Origin of the sequence: Pseudomonas sp. B21-021, assembly GCF_024749205.1 — a bacterium.
GTDB classification, from domain to species: domain Bacteria; phylum Pseudomonadota; class Gammaproteobacteria; order Pseudomonadales; family Pseudomonadaceae; genus Aquipseudomonas; species Aquipseudomonas paraglycinae.
The window spans coordinates 2,245,762-2,265,255 of record NZ_CP087192.1 but is presented as its reverse complement, the minus strand read 5'-3'; the positions used below and the strand labels follow the sequence as shown (position 1 = coordinate 2,265,255).

At 61.6% G+C, this 19,494-nt stretch carries 17 protein-coding genes; 1 reads left to right on the top strand and 16 read right to left on the bottom strand.

All coding sequences use genetic code 11. The features are described from left to right. Positions 1–85: 85 nt before the first annotated feature. The 16 genes from LOY31_RS10045 to leuC form a co-directional block, all read right to left on the bottom strand. The gene (locus tag LOY31_RS10045; RefSeq protein ID WP_007956470.1) at positions 86–862 is read right to left on the bottom strand and encodes an SDR family oxidoreductase; all 777 of its coding nucleotides are present in this window, start codon (positions 860–862) and stop codon (positions 86–88) included. Further along, complete coding sequence (locus tag LOY31_RS10040) at positions 859–2,070, bottom strand: O-succinylhomoserine sulfhydrylase (RefSeq protein ID WP_258713181.1); 1,212 nt, start codon at positions 2,068–2,070, stop codon at positions 859–861. Before LOY31_RS10040 ends, LOY31_RS10045 begins: the two co-directional genes overlap by 4 nt. Before the next feature lie 80 nt (positions 2,071–2,150). After that, a complete protein-coding gene (gene purF, locus LOY31_RS10035; RefSeq protein WP_007956466.1) occupies positions 2,151–3,656 on the bottom strand; it encodes an amidophosphoribosyltransferase in 1,506 nt (501 codons plus the stop codon). 41 nt (positions 3,657–3,697) lie between these two features. Then, the gene (locus LOY31_RS10030) at positions 3,698–4,258 is read right to left on the bottom strand and encodes a CvpA family protein (RefSeq protein WP_007956464.1); all 561 of its coding nucleotides are present in this window, start codon (positions 4,256–4,258) and stop codon (positions 3,698–3,700) included. A gap of 98 nt (positions 4,259–4,356) precedes the next feature. Continuing rightward, positions 4,357–5,025, bottom strand: a complete 669-nt coding sequence (locus LOY31_RS10025; protein WP_258713180.1) for an SPOR domain-containing protein — start codon at positions 5,023–5,025, stop codon at positions 4,357–4,359. Then, entirely contained in the window at positions 5,009–6,316 is a 1,308-nt protein-coding gene (folC, locus tag LOY31_RS10020; protein WP_258713179.1) for a bifunctional tetrahydrofolate synthase/dihydrofolate synthase, read from the bottom strand. Before folC ends, LOY31_RS10025 begins: the two co-directional genes overlap by 17 nt. Further along, positions 6,313–7,233 carry an acetyl-CoA carboxylase, carboxyltransferase subunit beta gene (gene accD, locus LOY31_RS10015; protein WP_007956457.1) on the bottom strand — a complete coding sequence of 307 codons (921 nt, stop codon included), beginning with the start codon at positions 7,231–7,233 and terminating at the stop codon, positions 6,313–6,315. The genes folC and accD overlap by 4 nt, the downstream gene beginning before the upstream one ends. A 192-nt stretch (positions 7,234–7,425) precedes the next feature. Next, positions 7,426–8,040 carry a phosphoribosylanthranilate isomerase gene (locus LOY31_RS10010; protein ID WP_007956456.1) on the bottom strand — a complete coding sequence of 205 codons (615 nt, stop codon included), beginning with the start codon at positions 8,038–8,040 and terminating at the stop codon, positions 7,426–7,428. 64 nt (positions 8,041–8,104) lie between these two features. Next, positions 8,105–8,929, bottom strand: a complete 825-nt coding sequence (gene truA / locus LOY31_RS10005) for a tRNA pseudouridine(38-40) synthase TruA (protein ID WP_085607862.1) — start codon at positions 8,927–8,929, stop codon at positions 8,105–8,107. A gap of 150 nt (positions 8,930–9,079) precedes the next feature. Next, positions 9,080–11,722, bottom strand: coding sequence for a FimV/HubP family polar landmark protein (locus tag LOY31_RS10000; RefSeq protein ID WP_258713178.1), 2,643 nt, complete (start codon positions 11,720–11,722; stop codon positions 9,080–9,082). A 209-nt stretch (positions 11,723–11,931) separates the two neighbouring features. Further along, positions 11,932–12,942, bottom strand: coding sequence for an aspartate-semialdehyde dehydrogenase (locus tag LOY31_RS09995; RefSeq protein ID WP_258713177.1), 1,011 nt, complete (start codon positions 12,940–12,942; stop codon positions 11,932–11,934). 193 nt (positions 12,943–13,135) lie between these two features. Continuing rightward, complete coding sequence (gene asd, locus LOY31_RS09990; RefSeq protein WP_007956451.1) at positions 13,136–14,248, bottom strand: aspartate-semialdehyde dehydrogenase; 1,113 nt, start codon at positions 14,246–14,248, stop codon at positions 13,136–13,138. A gap of 66 nt (positions 14,249–14,314) precedes the next feature. Further along, positions 14,315–15,397 carry a 3-isopropylmalate dehydrogenase gene (gene leuB, locus LOY31_RS09985; RefSeq protein WP_007956449.1) on the bottom strand — a complete coding sequence of 361 codons (1,083 nt, stop codon included), beginning with the start codon at positions 15,395–15,397 and terminating at the stop codon, positions 14,315–14,317. Between the two features lie 69 nt (positions 15,398–15,466). Further along, positions 15,467–16,231 carry a class I SAM-dependent methyltransferase gene (locus LOY31_RS09980; protein ID WP_258713176.1) on the bottom strand — a complete coding sequence of 255 codons (765 nt, stop codon included), beginning with the start codon at positions 16,229–16,231 and terminating at the stop codon, positions 15,467–15,469. Positions 16,232–16,358: 127 nt separating this feature from the next. After that, complete coding sequence (gene leuD / locus LOY31_RS09975) at positions 16,359–17,003, bottom strand: 3-isopropylmalate dehydratase small subunit (RefSeq protein ID WP_007956446.1); 645 nt, start codon at positions 17,001–17,003, stop codon at positions 16,359–16,361. An 11-nt stretch (positions 17,004–17,014) separates the two neighbouring features. Continuing rightward, positions 17,015–18,433: a 3-isopropylmalate dehydratase large subunit gene (gene leuC / locus LOY31_RS09970; RefSeq protein ID WP_007956445.1), complete on the bottom strand. Its 1,419-nt coding sequence runs from the start codon at positions 18,431–18,433 to the stop codon at positions 17,015–17,017. A gap of 140 nt (positions 18,434–18,573) precedes the next feature. On the opposite strand from leuC, the gene LOY31_RS09965 reads away from it, so the two are divergent. Next, complete coding sequence (locus tag LOY31_RS09965; protein WP_007956444.1) at positions 18,574–19,464, top strand: LysR family transcriptional regulator; 891 nt, start codon at positions 18,574–18,576, stop codon at positions 19,462–19,464. Positions 19,465–19,494 lie beyond the last annotated feature (30 nt).

The window sequence follows — 19,494 nt, the reverse complement described above, 5'->3', positions numbered from 1 at the left end:
CATCTCCGAGGCCGCGAAATTTACGCAGGTAGCGAACCTAAGTCAATAGCAGGATTGAAGTTTTTCTAAAAAAGACGAAATTGCTTCATTCCGTATAAATCATCTTCTTGGTCATGCCGCCATCGACCACGAATTCCTGCCCCGTCACAAACCCTGCATTCTTCGACAGCAACCACGCCACCATCGCCGCCACATCCTCGACCGTCCCTACCCTGCCCGCAGGATGCTGGGCATGATCGGTATCGGTCAGCGGCTCCGCGCGCCGGGCGGATGGATCCCGCGCATCGATCCAGCCCGGACTGACCGCATTGACGCGAATCTCCGGCCCCAAGCTGATCGCCAGCGCGTGAGTCAACGCCAGCAAACCACCCTTGCTCGCCGCATAGGCTTCCGTATCAGGTTCCGACTGCGCCGCACGGGTCGAGGCCAGATTGACGATCGCCCCGTTGTGCGCACGCAGATACGGCGCGCAGTGCTTGGCCAGCAACATCGGCCCACCAAGGTTCACCGCCAGCACCCGATTCCAGTAAGCCAGATCGAGGCTTTCCAGCGTGATGTTGTGCGGATCGGCCACGGCGGCATTGCACACCAACGCATCCAGACGACCGAACTGTCCCAGCACCTCAGCGACACCCAACGCCACCTGGCTTTCGTCCGCAACGTCCATGGCGATGAACCAGGCGTTTTCGCCCAGCACTTTCGCCACTTTCGAACCCCGCGCACGGTCCAGATCCGTCAACACCACCTGCCAGCCTTCGCTGATCAGCCATGCCGCGATACCCAGACCGATCCCGCGCGCGGCACCCGTGACCAATGCAACGCGGCCATGGGTGCCAATCTTTGGCGTAGACAATTCGATCACAACGCCGCCAGACCGCGCGACAGGTCGGCTTGCAGGTCAGCGACGTCTTCCAGACCGACCGCAATGCGGATCAGGCTGTCACGAATCCCCGCCGCTTCACGCTCCTGCGGCGCCAGACGGCCGTGAGACGTGGTGCTCGGGTGGGTGATGGTGGTTTTGCTGTCACCCAGGTTGGCGGTGATCGAGATCAAACGGGTCGCATCGATGAAGCGCCAGGCGCCCTCTTTGCCGCCCTTGACCTCAAAGCTCACCACGGCGCCGAAGCCCTTCTGCTGACGCTGAGCCAGCTCGTGCTGCGGATGGCTCTTGAGGCCGGCGTAATGCACCTTCTCGATACCGTCCTGCTGCTCCAGCCATTCGGCCAGTTGTTGGGCGTTGGCGCAGTGCGCCTTCATCCGCAGGTTCAGGGTTTCCAGACCCTTGAGGAAGATCCAGGCGTTGAACGGGCTCAGGGTCGGCCCGGCGGTACGCAGGAAACCGACGATTTCTTTCATCTGCTCGCTGCGACCGGCAACCACGCCGCCCATGCAACGGCCCTGGCCATCGATGAACTTGGTGGCAGAGTGCACGACGATGTCTGCGCCGAGTTTCAGCGGTTGCTGCAACGCTGGCGTGCAGAAGCAGTTGTCGACCACCAGCATCGCACCCTTGGCGTGCGCGATTTCCGACAGCGCGGTGATATCCACCAGCTCAGCCAACGGATTGGACGGCGACTCGACGAACAGCAATTTGGTGCTGGACTTGATCGCTGCATCCCAGGCCGACAGATCGGCCAGCGGCACGTAATCAACTTCCACGCCGAAGCGCTTGAAGTACTTCTCGAACAGGCTGATGGTCGAGCCGAACACGCTGCGCGACACCAGCACATGATCGCCGGCACTGCACAAGCTCATCACCACCGCCATGATCGCTGCCATGCCCGTCGCCGTGGCTACGGCTTGTTCGGCACCTTCCAGCGCAGCAATTCGCTCTTCGAACGAGCGAACGGTCGGGTTGGTGTAACGCGAGTAAACGTTGCCCGGCACTTCCCCGGCAAACCGTGCGGCGGCGTCAGCGGCGGTACGGAACACGTAGCTGGAAGTGAAGAACATCGGATCACCGTGCTCGCCTTCCGGCGTACGGTGCTGACCGGCACGTACGGCCAGGGTATCGAACGCTACGCCTTCGAGGTCGCTGTCCAGCCGACCGGCATCCCATTCCTGACTCATGCTGTCACTCCTTGCCCTGTTCTCGATAAATAAAAGTCTTTTGCCAGATACAAAACCGGCCCCTAAGGGCCGGTTGAAACTCAGTTGTTGTACAGATCGATGATCGCACTGACCGCCTGGGTCTTGACCTTCGAGGCATCGTTGCGTGCCTGTTCGATCTTGTTCAGGTAAGCCTCGTCGACGTCGCCGGTGACGTACTTGCCGTCGAACACCGCGCAATCGAAGTTTTCGATCTTGATCTTGCCGCCGCCGACCGCTTCGATCAAGTCAGGCAGGTCCTGATAGATCAGCCAGTCGGCGCCGATCAGGTCAGCGACATCCTGGGTCGAACGATTGTGTGCGATCAGCTCATGAGCGCTCGGCATGTCGATGCCGTACACGTTCGGGAAGCGCACAGCCGGAGCCGCCGAGCAGAAGTAGACGTTTTTCGCGCCAGCTTCGCGGGCCATCTGGATGATCTGCTTGCAGGTGGTGCCGCGAACGATCGAGTCATCCACCAGCATCACGTTCTTGCCGCGGAATTCCAGTTCGATGGCGTTGAGCTTCTGGCGTACCGATTTCTTGCGCGCGGCCTGGCCGGGCATGATGAAGGTACGGCCGATATAACGGTTCTTGACGAAACCTTCGCGGAATTTCACGCCCAGATGGTTGGCCAGCTCCAGCGCGGCAGTGCGGCTGGTGTCCGGAATCGGGATGACCACGTCGATGTCGTGCTCAGGACGCTCGCGCAGGATCTTCTCCGCCAGCTTCTCACCCATGCGCAGACGGGCCTTGTAGACCGACACGCCGTCGATGATCGAGTCCGGACGCGCCAGGTAGACGTGTTCGAAAATGCACGGGGTCAGGGACGGATTCGTCGCGCACTGACGGGTGTGCAGCTTGCCGTCTTCAGTGATGTAGACCGCTTCGCCCGGCGCCAGGTCGCGGATCAGGGTGAAACCGAGCACGTCAAGCGAAACGCTTTCGGAAGCGATCATGTACTCGACGCCTTCGTCGGTGTGACGCTGGCCGAACACGATCGGGCGGATGCCGTGCGGGTCACGGAAACCGACGATGCCGTAACCGGTCACCATCGCCACGACCGCGTAACCACCGACGCAACGGTTATGCACGTCGGTCACGGCGGCAAACACGTCTTCTTCGGTTGGTTGCAGCTTGCCGCGCTGAGCCAGCTCGTGGGCGAACACGTTCAGCAGCACTTCCGAGTCGGAACTGGTGTTGACGTGACGCAGATCGGATTCGTAGATCTCTTTTGCCAACTGCTCAACGTTGGTCAGGTTACCGTTGTGCGCCAGGGTGATGCCGTACGGCGAGTTGACGTAAAACGGCTGAGCCTCGGCCGACGTCGAGCTGCCGGCAGTCGGGTAACGGACGTGGCCGATACCCATGTGGCCGACCAGGCGCTGCATGTGACGCTGTTGAAACACGTCACGCACCAGGCCATTGTCCTTGCGCAAGAACAACCGGCCATCATGGCTGGTCACGATACCGGCAGCGTCCTGGCCGCGGTGCTGGAGCACGGTTAGCGCGTCATACAGCGCCTGATTGACGTTCGACTTACCGACGATACCGACGATGCCACACATGCGACGCAACCCCTACTTAATGGATCTGAACTGAACAACACTCACTGAGGCGTTTTGGCCGACGGCAAGAGTTGCTCCTTGAACGGAATATCAGCGGGTACGCTGATTCCGCTGGCAAGCCACTGACTGCTCCACCCGAGAATCAGGTTCTTGGACCAGTCTGCGACCAATAGAAACTTTGGCACGAGCTGTGATTCTTTCCACCACCCGTCCTGCTGTACCGGCCCCAGGCTCAACAGCCCGACCGCCACAACCACCAGCAACACGCCACGCGCAGCGCCGAAGGCCATGCCGAGGAATCGATCGGTCCCGGACAACCCGGTGACGCGAACCAACTCGCCGATAAGATAATTGATCATTGCGCCCACGATCAGTGTGGCGACAAACATGATGGCACAGCCCGTGATCACACGAGCCGACGGTGTTTGAATGTATCCGGCGAGGTACTCGGACAGTGAACCACCGAACATCCAGGCAACGGCTCCTGCGATGATCCAGGTCACCAGCGACAATGCTTCTTTGACGAAGCCGCGGCTCAAACTGATCAAAGCGGAGATGGCGATGATTGCAACGATCGCCCAGTCAACCCAGGTAAATGGCACAGTGCAGCCTACAGACGGATAAGGCGGCGCATTTTAGCAGAGCGCAGGGCTGTCGGTAAGCTGCGAATGTCAGTGCATTTCAATCGGGGCGATAGATTTCAGCCACGCTCGGGCTGGAAGCGCACCACAAACCCCTTGAGGTTCTGCTGGCGGCTCAACAGATCGCGCAGACGATCGGCTTCGGCGCGCTCGATCAGCGGGCCGACGAACACCCGGTTCTTGCCATCGGCGGAACGGATGTAAGCGTTATAGCCCTGGCTGCGCAGGGTTTTCTGCAGGCTTTCAGCGCTGGCACGGCTCGACAGACTGGCCAGTTGCACCGACCAGCTCACCGACAGGCCATTGGCATCGACGCGGCTTTGAGTGGTATCGGGTTTGGCAGACAGCGCAGCGATCGGCTGGGCCGGGGCCGTGGTTGGCTTGACCACGGGAGCTGGAGCAGGCGTCGGTGCAACCGGTTTGGCTACAGGCGCCGGAGCCGGGGCTGGCGCGGCGGAAGCAATCGGTGCCGCTGGCGCAGCCTGCTCGGCGACTTCGTCATCGCTCGGCACTGGCTCTTGCGGCAGAACCTGCGGCTCGGGCACGGCCACGGTTTCCATCTGGATCTGCGCCACGGCAGGCGCCTGCGGTGCGGCCGGCGCATCGACGGTTACCTGACGCTGCTCATCCTGACGGGAAAACAGCATCGGCAGGAAAATCACCGCCAGCGCCACCAGCACCAGGGCACCGACCATGCGCTGTTTGTACGCTTTATCCAGCAAAGCCATTTGCCGCTTCCTCCGTGGAGCGCCGAGACAGCCATTCGAGGGCCTCGGCGACACAATAAAATGATCCGAACAGCAAGATCTCGTCGTCGCTGGTGGCCACTGCACACTGCCCTTCCAGCGCAGCCGCCACACTGTCATAAGACGTGACCGACGCGCCAAGGTTCTGCAGTGCAACATTCAATTCAGCCACCGGACGCGCACGCGGCGAATCCAGCGGCGCCACCGCCCAATGCTGGACGCTGGCATTCAATTCACCGATGACACCGTCCAGATCCTTGTCCGCCAACAGGCCGAACACCGCCAGACGCTTGCCGACCGGTGGACGCGCAGCCAGACGCCGCGCCAGATACTCCGCCGCATGCGGGTTATGGCCAACGTCCAGCAGCAGGTTCAAGCGCTTGCCGTTCCATTCGAACGAACGACGATCCAGGCGACCGACCACGCGAGTCGCCTGCAACGCCGCAACAATCTGTTTGGCATCCCATGGCAAACCGAGCAGCAGATAAGCCTGCAACGCCAGCGCGGCGTTCTCCATCGGCAGATCAAGCAGCGGCAAATCACGCAACTCGACGACCTGACCGTCAGCATTAGTGCCGCGCCACTGCCAGAATTGATCCGTGATACCCAGATCGAAATCACGCCCGCGCAGGAAGAACGGGCAAGCAAGCTCGCGCGCCTTGTCCAGCAGGGGTTGTGGAGGATTCAGATCGCCGCACAGCGCAGGTTTGCCCTGACGGAAAATCCCGGCCTTCTCGAAGGCCACCGATTCGCGGGTATTGCCCAGGTAGTCGGCGTGATCGACACCGATGCTGGTGACCAGCGCGATATCGGCATCGACCACGTTGACCGTGTCCAGACGCCCGCCCAGACCGACTTCCAGCACCACCGCATCGAGCCCGGCCTGTTGAAACAGCCAGAACGCCGCCAGGGTGCCCATTTCGAAGTAAGTCAGGGAAGTGTCGCCGCGCCCCGCCTCGACCGCCGCGAAGGCTTCGCACAGCTGCGCGTCAGTGGCTTCGACGCCATTGAGCTGCACCCGCTCGTTGTAACGCAGCAGGTGCGGAGAATTGTAGACACCGACGCTCAGGCCCTGCGCCCGCAGCAATGAAGCTACGAAAGCGCAGGTCGAACCCTTGCCGTTGGTGCCGGTGACCGTAATCACCCGAGGCGCCGGCTGGCCCAGTCCCATGCGGGACGCTACCTGTTGCGAACGCTCCAGCCCCATGTCGATGGCCGATGGATGCAACTGTTCAAGGTAGGCGAGCCACTCGCCAAGGGTGCGCTCGGTCATACGTTGGCAGGCACCGGCGGAACGACGATCGGCTCGATCGGCGCGGCAACGAAGGTCGGGGTCGGCTTGCCGGTCAGTTGCGCCAGCAGGTTGCCCAGACGCGGACGCAGTTCGCGACGGTCGATGATCAGGTCGATTGCACCGTGCTCCAGCAGGAACTCGCTGCGCTGGAAGCCTTCCGGCAGTTTTTCGCGCACGGTCTGCTCGATCACGCGTGGACCGGCGAAGCCGATCAGGGCTTTAGGCTCGCCGACGATCACGTCGCCCAGCATCGCCAGACTGGCGGAAACGCCGCCGTAGACCGGGTCGGTCAGCACGGAGATGAACGGAATGCCTTCTTCACGCAGACGCGCCAGCACAGCCGAAGTCTTGGCCATCTGCATCAGCGAGATCAGGGCTTCCTGCATCCGCGCGCCACCGGAGGCGGAGAAGCAGACCATCGGGCAACGGTTTTCCAGCGCGTAGTTGGCGGCGCGTACGAAGCGCTCACCGACGATGGCGCCCATGGATCCGCCCATGAAGCTGAATTCGAACGCCGAAACCACGACAGGCATGCCCAGCAGGGTGCCGCTCATGGAAACCAGTGCGTCTTTCTCGCCGGTCTGCTTCTGGGCAGCGACCAGACGGTCCTTGTACTTCTTGCCGTCGCGGAATTTCAGACGGTCAACCGGCTCCAGGTCGGCGCCCAGTTCGGCACGGCCTTCGGCGTCCAGGAAGATGTCGATGCGCGCACGTGCGCCGATGCGCATGTGGTGGTTGCACTTAGGGCAAACGTCCAGGGTCTTTTCCAGCTCCGGACGATACAGCACAGCCTCGCAGGACGGGCATTTGTGCCACAGACCTTCAGGGACCGAGCTCTTCTTGACCTCGGAACGCATGATCGAAGGGATCAGCTTGTCTACCAACCAGTTGCTCATGCTTTCTTTCTCCAGTACCGGCGGCCCGAACGCTCTGGTTCGCGGCCCCGCGTATGCCCTTCAGCTAAATTCATGTGTGGCGATGATCGGCCGGGCTGCCGGGTCAGCGGAAATGACCTGCGTACACCCCGAAAAGACCCTCAGCCTCTTTTCTACAGAGCTGTGGACGGCGGCAGTCTGCCAGCCGTCACATCAGCGTACGGCGTTGATGAATGCACGAATCTTTGCGTGATCCTTGATGCCCTTGCTCGCCTCTACCCCGCCGCTGACATCCACGGCATACGGCCGCACCCGGGCGATCGCATCGGCGACGTTCTCCGGCGTCAGGCCGCCGGCCAGAATCAACGGTTTGCTCAAGCCTTGCGGAATCAATGACCAGTCGAACGCCTCGCCGGTTCCGCCGGGCACGCCTTCGACATAAGTGTCGAGCAGCACACCGCTGGCGCTCGGATAGGCGTTGCAAGCGGCGGCGATGTCATCGCCGGCCTTGACCCGCAAGGCCTTGATGTACGGCCGGTGCCAGCCTTCGCAGTCGGCGGCGGTTTCGTCGCCGTGGAACTGCAACAGATCAAGCGGCACGGCATCGAGGATTTCCCCGAGCTCGCAGCGGCTGGCATTGACGAACAACCCGACCGTGGTCACGAACGGCGGCAAGGCGGCGATGATCGCCCGCGCCTGCTGCACGGTCACGGCCCGGGGACTTTTAGCGTAGAACACAAAACCGATGGCATCGGCCCCGGCCTCGACGGCTGCCAACGCATCTTCTATGCGGGTAATCCCGCAAATCTTGCTGCGAACGGCTGACATGTCGATAAAAACCCCAAGGCAAATCCGAGAAAGTCCCGGATGGTAACAAATGCGTTCGAGGGCGTCAGCCGTCAAGTTCCGAGAAACCCGTAAGGAAATGTGGCCCGATGAAACGCTCGGGCAACGGGAACTCGTCGTGGTACTCGACCTGTACCAGATACAGGCCGAACGGATGCGCCGTGACCCCGCCGGAACGCCGCTCGCGGCTCTCCAGCACTTCTTTCATCCACTCCACGGGCCGCTCGCCGGCACCGATGGTCATCAGCACGCCGGCAATGTTGCGAACCATGTGATGCAGGAACGCATTGGCGCGGATATCCAGAACGATCATTTTGCCGTGACGGGTCACGCGCAGGTGATGCATCTTCTTGATCGGCGACTTGGCCTGGCACTGGCCGGCACGGAACGCACTGAAATCATGGGTACCGATCAGATACTGCGCGGCTTCGGCCATGCGCTCGACGTCCAGCGGACGGTGATTCCAGGTGATTTCTTCGTTGAGATGCGCCGGGCGGATCTGATCGTTGTAGATCACGTAGCGATAGCGCCTTGCAATCGCCTTGAATCGCGCATGGAAATGCGCCGGCATGACCTTCGCCCAACTGACGCTGATGTCGTGGGGCAGATTGATGTTGGCGCCCATGACCCAGGCTTTCAGCGAACGGTCGACCTGAGTATCGAAATGCACCACCTGCCCGCAGGCATGCACACCGGCGTCCGTGCGCCCGGCACATTGCAGCGAGATCGGCGAGTCGGCGACCTTCGACAGGGCTTTTTCCAGGGTTTCCTGCACGGTGAGCACACCGGTGGACTGGCGCTGCCAGCCGCTGTAGCGCGAGCCCTTGTATTCAACGCCCAACGCGACGCGGAAAAAGCCTTCGGGTGCCATTTCGGCGGCCGGGTTATCTATGTTTGCCAAGTCGGTACAGCCTGCTGATCTACAAAGGCGGGCATTATAAGGCGGCGGGACGGGGAAACCAGACCCAAACAAAAACGGCAGCCTCATGGGCTGCCGTTTTGTTTACCGCTGAATGCCGACTCAGGCCAGATGCGAAAGCATTTCGCTCGCTTCGCTCTTCTGCTTGTCGTTCCCCTCGCTGATGACTTCATTGAGGATGTCGCGCGCGCCGTCGTTGTCGCCCATGTCGATGTAGGCCTGAGCCAGATCGAGCTTGGTCGCGGCTTCGTCGGTCCCGGACAGGAAGTCGAAGTCATCCTCACCCAGATCATCGCCCAACGCGGCATCAGCTTCGGTGAAGCTTGGCTCGTTGATACTGCTCGACAGACGATCCAGTTCGGCGTTGACGTCGTCCAGTTCGGCGGCGAACGCATCCGGCTCGGCAGGCGCCGCGTCCATTTCGTCAGCCAGGGACAGGTCGAAATCGGCTGGCAGCTCCAGATCGTCCTGCGGCACGTCGGCCACGGTTGGGGTTTCGACCAGCGGCAGATCCTTCACGCCCTCGTCCAGATCCAGCAGGAAGTCATCGTCTGCCAACTCGACCGGCGCAGGCGCCGGATCGGCGCCGAGGTCCAGATCCAGGTCGAAGTCCGACAGGTCGTCGAGGTTTTCCTTGATGTCGGTCTGCTGTTGCAGCACCGACTCGAAGCTCAGGTCGTCGTCAGTCGGGAACGCGTCCAGCTCGACCGGTGCTTCCGGCTCGACAGCCGCCACAGGCTCAACCGGCGTGATGTTGTCGAGATCGTCGAGGCTCAGGTCGAAAGCGCTGTCCAGTTCGTCATCTGCCGCAACAGGAGCCTCAGGCTCGTCGAGCAACAGCTCCTTGACGTAATCCTCGTCCAGCTCGGCGGCAATCGCCGCTGCCGCCAGACCGCTGGCCGCAACGACCGCCATGGCCGGGAAGCGGCTTTTCAGCTCTTCGACCTTGGCGAAGTTGTCGCCATTGGCAACCAGTTGACGCTCCTGACCGACGAAGGCATCGCGATCACCCTGGCGACCGTAGACTTCCATCAGCTTCAGACGCAGATCGCTGCGCTGCGGCTCCAGGCTCACGCCCTCCTCCAGCAACGCGGCGGCTTGATTCAGACGACCGCCATCGATGTGCGACTGCGCCTTGTCCAGCACGTCGTCGGAACGCTCGGCGGCCGGTGCCACCAGCGGCGCGGCGATCGGCTCGGCCATCACGACTGGAGCAACTACAGCAGCAGCGGCGGCAGGAGCCGGGGCCGGGGCCGGGGCCGGGGTCAGCTTGACGCTGGCGGCTGGCACTTCCAGACCTTCAAAGCTGCTTTCCGGCAGATCGAGGTCCTGGGAGAAGGATTGCTCCTCCAGCGCACGGGCCATGCGCAGGTGTTTTTCGGCTTCCTGTTGCGCCTTGCGGCGACGGGCCAGCAGCAACAGCAGGAGCAGCAGAACCACTGCGCCGCCACCGACCAGACCCAGCAGGATCGGATTGGTCAGCAGTTCGTTGAAGGTTTTCTCGTCATCGGCGGCGGACGTCGTTTCAACCACAGGCTCGACAACCGGCTCGACCGGTGCCGGAGCAGCAGCCTCAGGCGCAGGTGCGGCCGGGGCCGCCTCTGCCGGAGTAGCCGGCGGCGTGGCCGCCAGTTCCGCGGTGATCGCCGGCACTACTGGCGCAGTCGCGGTGGCTGGAGCAGCGCCCGAACCTTCGGCCTGCATTTTCGCCAGTTGATTGTTCTTCAGCTCGATCAGGCGTTGCAGCTTGTCCAGCTGACTTTGCAGATCGGCCATGCGGCTTTTCAGTTCTTCGTTGTCACGACGGGTGGTGTCGAGACTTTCCTGAGTGACCGCCAGCTTGTTGCTCAGGGCCTTGGCATCGCCGGCCGGGCCCTTGCCACGCGCCTTGGCGCTTTCGGCGGACACCAGGCTCAGGTTGTCCTTGGCGTTTTGCGCAGCAGCGGTATTGGCGCGACCACGATTGGTCGCATCGAGTTGCTGCTGACCGGTGCCCGGCTTGGCCACATAACGACGGCCCTGACGCCAGGCTTCGTTCTGCGCCGCCACTTCGGCAATCGCCTTGGACTGCGGCATTGCGGTGCTTTGCACCTGATCCGGAAGACGCAGCACCTGACCGGTTTTCAGGCGGTTGATGTTGCCGCCGATGAACGCGTCCGGGTTCAAAGCCTGGATCGCCAGCATGGTCTGCTGCACCGAACCGCCAGTGCGCGCCTTGGCGGCGATTTCCCACAGGGTGTCGCGCGGCGTGGTGGTGTGGGTCGAATGCGTGGCGCCGGTGGTCGGTGCGGTGATGGTTTGCGCTGGCGCTGGTTGAGCGGCGGCGTCAGCGGTCTGCGGCGAGAACTTCGACGGATCCAGCAGCACGCTGTAATCACGCAGCAGACGGCCGTTCGGCCACATCACCTGCACGAGGAATTTCACCATCGGTTCCGACAGCGGCTTGCTCGACGTTACGCGCAGCACGCTTTTGCCGCTGGCGTTGAGCACCGGGGTGAAAGTCAGATCATTGAGGAAGGCCTGGCGATCGACGCCGGCCTTGGCGAAATCTTCGGGCGAGGCCAGGCTCGGCACCACTTCGGCAGCGGTCAGATCCTTGACATCGAGCAGCTCGATTTCCGCCACCAGCGGCTGGTTCAGGGTCGACTTCAGGGTCAGCTCCCCGAGCCCGAGGGCATGCGCCATACCGGAGGACAGCGCCGAGGCGGCCGCTATTGCTAACACCAGTTTGCGAACTTGAACCATAGCCTCTTCCTTTGTTTGAACGTTCCTCGGCCAGCGAGAAGATATTGATTGTCGCTGCCGTAAGGCATTGCGCGCGACGACGACAGCATGCCGCGCGCGATCATTTCTTTGATGCCCCGGAAAGTCCCGGAGGGTGACACGTCATCGAGTGCTCCGGCCAAGCATAGCGCTCGCCTAGAATCAGTCGACAAATTGTTGCCAAGTATCTTTTACAGCAGGTCTTTTATCAACAACTCGGCGACCTGCACGGCGTTGAGGGCCGCACCTTTGCGTACGTTATCTGACGTCAGCCACAGATTAAGTTCCGACGGTTCGTCGACACCGGCACGCACGCGCCCGACGTAGACCACGTCCTGCCCCACCGCGTCACCGACGGCGGTTGGATAATCGCCGGCCTCGACCAGCTCGATACCCTCGGCCTCTTCAAGCGCAGCATTGACCTTTTCCAGGTCGACCGCGCTCGCTGACTGCAAGGTCACGCTAAAGCTATCGCCAAAAAACACCGGGGCTTGAACGCAAGTTGCGGAAATCTTTAATAAAGGCTTGGCCAGCACCTGACGCAGCTCGCGAACCAGACGTTTTTCCAGCAGCGTATGGCCCTGCGTGTCCGGCGTACCAACCTGAGCCAGCAGGTTGAAAGCCATCTGCCGGTCGAAGAAAGTCGGCTCCAGCGGACGCATGTTCAGCAGTTCGGCGGTCTGGCGCGCCAGCTCGGTCACGGCTTCGCGGCCTTGGGCGGAAACCGCCAGATTGGCGGTGACATGCACGTATTGCAGCTCGATCAGATCGAGCAGCGGCGCCAGCACCACAGCCAACGTAGTAGCCGACGGGCTCGGGCTGCTGACCTGGAACGGTACTTTCAAACCGGCCAGCACATCGGCATTGGCTTCCGGCACCACTTGCGGCGCCTGATCCGCCGGCAAGGCGCCAGACAAATCAACCAGCGAGCAACCTGCCGCATGCGCACGGGCGGCGTAACTCAAAGTGATGGCCGGGCCGGCGGCAAAGAACGCAAGCTTGACCTTGCTGAAATCGAACTCGTCGACTTCGCGCACGCGCACGTTCTTGTTGCGAAACAGCACCGAGCTGCCCGCGGATTCGTTGCTGGCCAGCAGGTGCAACGTGCCGACCGGGAAATCGCGCTCTTCGAGAATCTGCACGAGGGTTTCGCCGACAGTACCGGTGGCGCCGATCACGGCAATATCAAGGGTCTGGGTCATGTTGCTACCTCTGGCGAAACGGGGGGAGCGGCACTTTACCGGGTGAGTCGCACACAGGCAATTCGCGCCCGCCACGAAGAGCGGACGCGGAGCGTCCATGGCTGCATTCCCACGCAGAGCGTGGGAACGATCAACAGGTACAAAAAAACCCGCGCCTCTTGCAAGGCGCGGGTTCTTTCATTGCATCAAGCGATCAACGCTCAAGCAGGATCCGCAGCATGCGGCGCAGCGGTTCGGCCGCGCCCCACAGCAGTTGGTCGCCGACGGTGAAAGCACCGACGAACTGCGAACCCATGTTCAGCTTGCGCAGACGACCGACCGGTACGTTCAGGGTGCCGGTGACTTTCGTCGGGCTCAGCTCCTGCATGCTGATTTCGCGCTGGTTAGGCACCAGTTTGACCCAAGGGTTGTGCTGGCTGATCAGCCCTTCGATGTCGGCGATCGGCACATCTTTGTTCAGCTTGATGGTCAGCGCCTGGCTGTGGCAACGCATGGCGCCGATGCGCACGCAGATGCCGTCGACCGGGATCGGGCTCTTGAAGCGACCGAGGATCTTGTTGGTCTCGGCCTGGGCCTTCCACTCTTCACGGCTCTGGCCGTTCGGCAGTTCCTTGTCGATCCACGGGATCAGGCTGCCGGCCAGCGGTACGCCGAAGTTTTCGGTCGGGTACGCGTCGCTGCGCATGGCTTCGGCAACACGGCGGTCGATGTCGAGGATCGCGCTGGCAGGATCAGCCAGTTGATCGGCGACAGCGGCGTGGGTCGCGCCCATCTGCTTGATCAGTTCACGCATGTTCTGCGCGCCGGCACCGGACGCCGCCTGATAGGTCATGGCGCTCATCCACTCGACCAGACCGGCCTCGAACAGACCGCCCAGGCCCATCAGCATCAGGCTGACAGTGCAGTTGCCGCCGATGTAGTTCTTGGTGCCCGCGTCGAGCTGCTGGTCGATGACCTTGCGGTTGACCGGGTCGAGGATGATGACGGCGTCGTCGTTCATCCGCAGGCTCGAGGCCGCGTCGATCCAGTAACCCTGCCAGCCGGCTTCGCGCAGCTTCGGGAACACTTCGCTGGTGTAGTCGCCGCCCTGGCAGGTCAGGATCACGTCGAGGGTCTTCAGCTCTTCAATGCTGTAAGCGTCCTTGAGCGGAGCAATGTCCTTGCCCACGGACGGGCCTTGGCCACCGACATTGGAAGTGGTGAAAAACACCGGCTCGATAAGATCGAAATCCTGCTCTTCCAGCATCCGCTGCATGAGCACGGAACCGACCATGCCGCGCCAACCGATCAGACCTACACGTTTCATCGCAACTACACCTTCTTGAAAAGTGGGCCGCTGCTTTGTATTGAATTTCGCAGCGGGCCCGAGAGATTACAGATTCCGCAGCGCGGCGACTACTGCGTCACCCATTTCCTGCGTACCGACTTTAGTGCAACCGGTCGAAAAGATGTCGCCGGTGCGCAGACCTTGATCCAGCACCACGCTGACCGCTTTCTCGATGGCATCCGCCGCTTCGTGCAGATTGAAGCTGTAACGCAGCATCATCGACACCGACAGAATGGTTGCCAGCGGGTTGGCGATGCCTTTGCCGGCGATGTCCGGCGCCGAACCGTGGCAAGGCTCGTACATGCCCTTGTTGTTGGCGTCCAGCGAGGCCGACGGCAGCATGCCGATGGAACCGGTGAGCATCGACGCTTCGTCGGACAGGATGTCGCCGAACATGTTGTCGGTGACGATCACGTCGAACTGCTTCGGCGCACGCACCAGTTGCATGGCGGCGTTGTCGACGTACATGTGGCTCAGCTCGACGTCCGGGTAATCCTTGGCGACCTGCTCGACCACTTCACGCCACAGTTGGCTGGACGCCAGTACGTTGGCCTTGTCCACCGAGCACAGCTTCTTGCCACGCACGCGGGCCATGTCGAAACCGACACGGGCGATACGGCGGATTTCGCTTTCGCTGTACGGCAGCGTGTCGTAGGACTGACGCTCGCCGTTTTCCAGGGTACGGGTGCCACGCGGCGCGCCGAAATAGATGCCGCCGGTCAGCTCACGGACGATCAGGATGTCCAGGCCGGCAACGATTTCCGGCTTCAGGCTCGAAGCGTCAGCCAGTTGCGGGTACAGGATCGCCGGACGCAGGTTGCCGAACAGGCCCAGTTGCGCACGGATTTTCAGCAGGCCGCGCTCAGGGCGGATGTCACGCTCGATGGTGTCCCATTTCGGGCCGCCCACGGCGCCCAGCAGCACAGCGTCGGCTGCGCGGGCACGCTCGAGGGTTTCGTCGGCCAGCGGCACGCCGTGCTTGTCGATGGCGGCGCCACCGATCACGTCATGGCTCAGCTCGAAGCCCAGGCTGTACTTGTCGTTGGCCAGTTCCAGCACCTTGACCGCTTCGGCCATGATTTCCGGACCAATACCGTCGCCTGGGAGAATCAGAATCTGCTTGCTCATGCTTTCCTCGTGTCTTCAGTCGGTGCGCCATCGACTGGCGCGCCCGGAAAAATACTTATTGTTTCAGGATTACTTTTCAGCCCAGAGCACCAGTACATCTGTACTGAACGAACCATCGGCCTCAATCTCAAAATATTCGCGCACTTCGTTGCCCATCGATTGCTGCAACTGGCGGATCGCGGCGCGCATCACTTCGGGTGTGCGCATGCGCTCGACCCAGCTGTTGTAGTCCAGACGCAGGCGCTGACGCGTGGTTCTGCGGGTATGCAGACCGGCTTCGCTGACCTGGCGCAACCACTCACCGGCCGAATAATCGCGTACATGACTGGTGTCGCGCAGCACTTCGACGCTCTGCAAATAGGTGTCGAACAGCGGACTGCCCGGCGACAGCACATCGATGAACGCCGCCACGCCGCCCGGTTTCAGCACCCGACGCACTTCGCGCAAGGCCACGCCGAGGTCGCTCCAATGGTGCGCCGAATAGCGGCTGAACACGAAATCGAACTCGCCATCGGCAAACGGCAGACGCTCGGCAGCACCGTTGACCGTGGACACGTTGCTCAAGCCGCGATCAACCGCAGCGGCGGCGACCACGTCGAGCATCTGCTGCGACAGGTCGTACGCCACCACTTCTTTCACCAACGGGGCAACGTGAAAACTCACGTGCCCGGCGCCGCAACCCAGATCCAGCACCCGCGCCTCGCCCTGCCCCGCCAGTTCAGCCTGCAGCAGCGCAAATTCAGTGCCTTGAGCGTGAACGGCGCTGCTCAGGTAGGCGGCGGCCTGTTCACCGAATTGCTTTTGTACAACCTGACTGTGGGCGGTGCTGGTCATGGTCACATCCTGATAGCTGTGTTGTTTGAACTGCCCCTTCGCGAGCAAGCTCGCTCCCACAAGGGAATGCATTTCAAATGTGGGAGCGAGCTTGCTCGCGAAGGGGCCAGCCCTGACTACATCAATCTCACGCGTCGCGGAACAACCACGGCTGGCTCGCGCGATGCTTGGCTTCGAACGCGGCAATCGCATCGCCGTCCTGCAAGGTCAGGCCGATATCGTCCAGACCGTTGAGCAGGCAATGCTTGCGGAACGCGTCGATCTCGAAGCGGTAGACCTTGCCGTTCGGGCTGGTCACGGTCTGCTCGTGCAGATCGATCTGCAACTGATAACCCGGCGCGGCCTCGACTTGCTTGAACAGTTCGTCGACTTCAGCATCGCTCAAGATGATCGGCAGCAAACCGTTCTTGAAGCTGTTGTTGAAGAAAATGTCGGCATAGCTCGGCGCGATGATGCTGCGGAAACCGTATTCTTCCAGCGCCCACGGCGCGTGCTCACGGCTGGAGCCGCAACCGAAGTTCTCGCGGGCCAGCAACACGCTGGCGCCCTGATAACGCTCGGCGTTGAGCACGAATTCCTTGTTCAGCGGACGCTTGGAGTTGTCCTGATACGGCTGACCCACATCGAGGTAACGCCACTCGTCGAACAGGTTCGGGCCGAAACCGGTGCGCTTGATCGACTTCAGAAACTGCTTCGGAATGATCTGGTCAGTGTCGACGTTGGCACGATCCAGAGGCGCGACGAGACCAGTGTGCTGGGTAAAAGCTTTCATGCTGCGCTCCTTTAGATCAATTCACGAACGTCGATGAAACGACCGTTCACCGCCGCCGCAGCGGCCATGGCCGGGCTGACGAGGTGGGTACGGCCACCGGCGCCCTGACGGCCTTCGAAGTTACGGTTGGAGGTCGAGGCGCAATGCTCGCCGGACTCCAAACGGTCCGGGTTCATCGCCAGACACATCGAGCAACCCGGCTCGCGCCATTCGAAACCGGCTTCGAGGAAGATCTTGTCCAGACCTTCGGCTTCAGCCTGCGCCTTCACCAGACCCGAGCCCGGCACCACGATGGCCTGCTTGATGGTCGAAGCGACCTTGCGGCCCTTGGCGATCACAGCGGCAGCACGCAAGTCTTCGATCCGCGAGTTGGTGCAGGAACCGATGAATACGCGGTCGAGCTGAATGTCAGTGATCGCCTGATTGGCGGTCAAACCCATGTATTTCAAGGCACGGACGATCGAGTCGCGCTTGACCAGATCCATTTCCTTGGCCGGGTCCGGCACGTTCTGATCAACGGCCAGCACCATTTCCGGCGAAGTGCCCCAGCTAACTTGCGGCTTGATCTGCGCGGCGTCGAGCTCGACCACGGTGTCGAAATGCGCGTCGGCGTCGGACACCAGGTCTTTCCAGGACTCGACAGCCAGATCCCACTCGGCGCCTTTCGGTGCGAACGGACGACCGTTGACGTAATCCACAGTCTTCTGGTCCGCCGCCACCAGGCCCACGCGGGCGCCGGCTTCGATGGACATGTTGCAGATGGTCATGCGGCCTTCGATCGACAAATCGCGAATCGCGCTGCCGGCGAACTCAATGGCATGGCCGTTACCGCCGGCAGTGCCGATCTTGCCGATCACCGCGAGGACGATGTCCTTGGCGGTCACGCCGAACGGCAACTGGCCTTCGACGCGCACCAGCATGTTCTTCATTTTCTTGGCGACCAGGCACTGGGTGGCGAGCACGTGCTCGACCTCGGAAGTGCCGATACCGTGAGCCAAGGCGCCGAACGCGCCGTGGGTCGAGGTGTGCGAGTCGCCGCAGACCACGGTCATGCCCGGCAAGGTCGCGCCCTGCTCCGGGCTGATCACGTGAACGATGCCCTGACGCACGTCGTTCATCTTGAATTCGACGATGCCGTATTCATCGCAGTTGTCGTCGAGGGTCTGAACCTGCAAACGCGAGACCTGGTCGGCAATGGCTTCGATGCCGCCCTTGCGCTCCGGGGTGGTCGGGACGTTGTGGTCCGGGGTGGCGATGTTGGCATCGATGCGCCACGGCTTGCGCCCGGCCAGACGCAGGCCTTCGAAGGCTTGCGGCGAGGTCACTTCGTGGATGATGTGACGATCGATATAGATCAGCGCCGAGCCATCGTCGCGCTGCTTGACCAAATGCGAATCCCAGAGCTTGTCGTAGAGCGTTTTGCCGGCCATCAGACGGTTCCTCATCAGCTTGTTTCTATGCCCTGGGCTTATCAATAACCCTTTGGCTTGTGAGGCCGATCCTATGGGGTTAGATTAAATAACTCAAATTCATATTTTTTATGCTTTGGATAACCAACTGGAATACGAACATGGACCTGGCCAACCTCAATGCTTTTATCGCGATTGCCGAGACCGGAAGCTTCTCCGGCGCCGGCGAACGGCTGCACCTGACGCAACCGGCGATCAGCAAACGCATCGCCGGGCTGGAGCAGCAATTGAATGTGCGGCTGTTCGACCGGCTCGGTCGTGAAGTGGGCCTGACCGAGGCCGGTCGGGCCCTGCTGCCAAGGGCTTATCAGATTCTCAACGTGCTGGACGACACGCGCCGCGCCCTGACCAACCTGACCGGCGAAGTCACGGGCCGCCTGACCCTGGCCACCAGTCACCACATCGGTCTGCACCGCTTGCCACCCTTATTGAGGGAATACACCCGCCGCTACCCACAGGTGGCGCTGGATATTCAGTTCCTCGATTCGGAAGTGGCCTACGAGGAAATTCTCCATGGCCGCGCTGAGCTGGCGGTCATCACCCTGGCGCCGGAGCCGCATACGCTGGTCAAAGCCACGCCGGTCTGGGATGACCCGCTGGATTTCGTAGTCGCCCCGGAACATTCATTGATCAGCAATGGCGCCGTCACATTGGCGGACATTGCCGGTCATCCGGCGGTTTTCCCCGGCGGCAACACCTTTACTCACCATATTGTGCAGCGATTGTTCGAGGCTCAGGGCCTGACGCCGAACATCGCCATGAGCACCAACTACCTGGAAACCATCAAGATGATGGTGTCGATCGGCCTGGCATGGAGCGTTTTGCCGCGCACGATGCTCGATGAACAGGTGGCGCGCATACCTTTGCCGGGCATACAGCTCAGTCGCCAGCTAGGCTATATCCTGCACACTGAAAGGACGCTGTCGAATGCTGCACGGGCGTTTATGGCCCTGCTGGACGCTCAAATCGATCTGCCAGGGACTCTCGGCTAACTTGTGCTACTCCTATAGAGCTGCCGTCCC

What these genes read in the sequence shown, in the direction of transcription:
- folC (WP_258713179.1), bottom strand. Translation starts at nt 6,316, where the DNA reads ATGACCGAGCGCACCCTTGGCGAGTGGCTCGCCTACCTTGAACAGTTG.
- asd (WP_007956451.1), bottom strand. Translation starts at nt 14,248, where the DNA reads ATGAAACGTGTAGGTCTGATCGGTTGGCGCGGCATGGTCGGTTCCGTG.
- LOY31_RS09995 (WP_258713177.1), bottom strand. Translation starts at nt 12,942, where the DNA reads ATGACCCAGACCCTTGATATTGCCGTGATCGGCGCCACCGGTACTGTC.
- accD (WP_007956457.1), bottom strand. Translation starts at nt 7,233, where the DNA reads ATGAGCAACTGGTTGGTAGACAAGCTGATCCCTTCGATCATGCGTTCC.
- leuD (WP_007956446.1), bottom strand. Translation starts at nt 17,003, where the DNA reads ATGAAAGCTTTTACCCAGCACACTGGTCTCGTCGCGCCTCTGGATCGT.
- leuB (WP_007956449.1), bottom strand. Translation starts at nt 15,397, where the DNA reads ATGAGCAAGCAGATTCTGATTCTCCCAGGCGACGGTATTGGTCCGGAA.
- LOY31_RS10025 (WP_258713180.1), bottom strand. Translation starts at nt 5,025, where the DNA reads ATGGCTTTGCTGGATAAAGCGTACAAACAGCGCATGGTCGGTGCCCTG.
- LOY31_RS09980 (WP_258713176.1), bottom strand. Translation starts at nt 16,231, where the DNA reads ATGACCAGCACCGCCCACAGTCAGGTTGTACAAAAGCAATTCGGTGAA.
- purF (WP_007956466.1), bottom strand. Translation starts at nt 3,656, where the DNA reads ATGTGTGGCATCGTCGGTATCGTCGGTAAGTCGAACGTCAATCAGGCG.
- LOY31_RS10000 (WP_258713178.1), bottom strand. Translation starts at nt 11,722, where the DNA reads ATGGTTCAAGTTCGCAAACTGGTGTTAGCAATAGCGGCCGCCTCGGCG.
- LOY31_RS10040 (WP_258713181.1), bottom strand. Translation starts at nt 2,070, where the DNA reads ATGAGTCAGGAATGGGATGCCGGTCGGCTGGACAGCGACCTCGAAGGC.
- LOY31_RS09965 (WP_007956444.1), top strand. Translation starts at nt 18,574, where the DNA reads ATGGACCTGGCCAACCTCAATGCTTTTATCGCGATTGCCGAGACCGGA.
- LOY31_RS10010 (WP_007956456.1), bottom strand. Translation starts at nt 8,040, where the DNA reads ATGTCAGCCGTTCGCAGCAAGATTTGCGGGATTACCCGCATAGAAGAT.
- leuC (WP_007956445.1), bottom strand. Translation starts at nt 18,433, where the DNA reads ATGGCCGGCAAAACGCTCTACGACAAGCTCTGGGATTCGCATTTGGTC.
- truA (WP_085607862.1), bottom strand. Translation starts at nt 8,929, where the DNA reads ATGGCACCCGAAGGCTTTTTCCGCGTCGCGTTGGGCGTTGAATACAAG.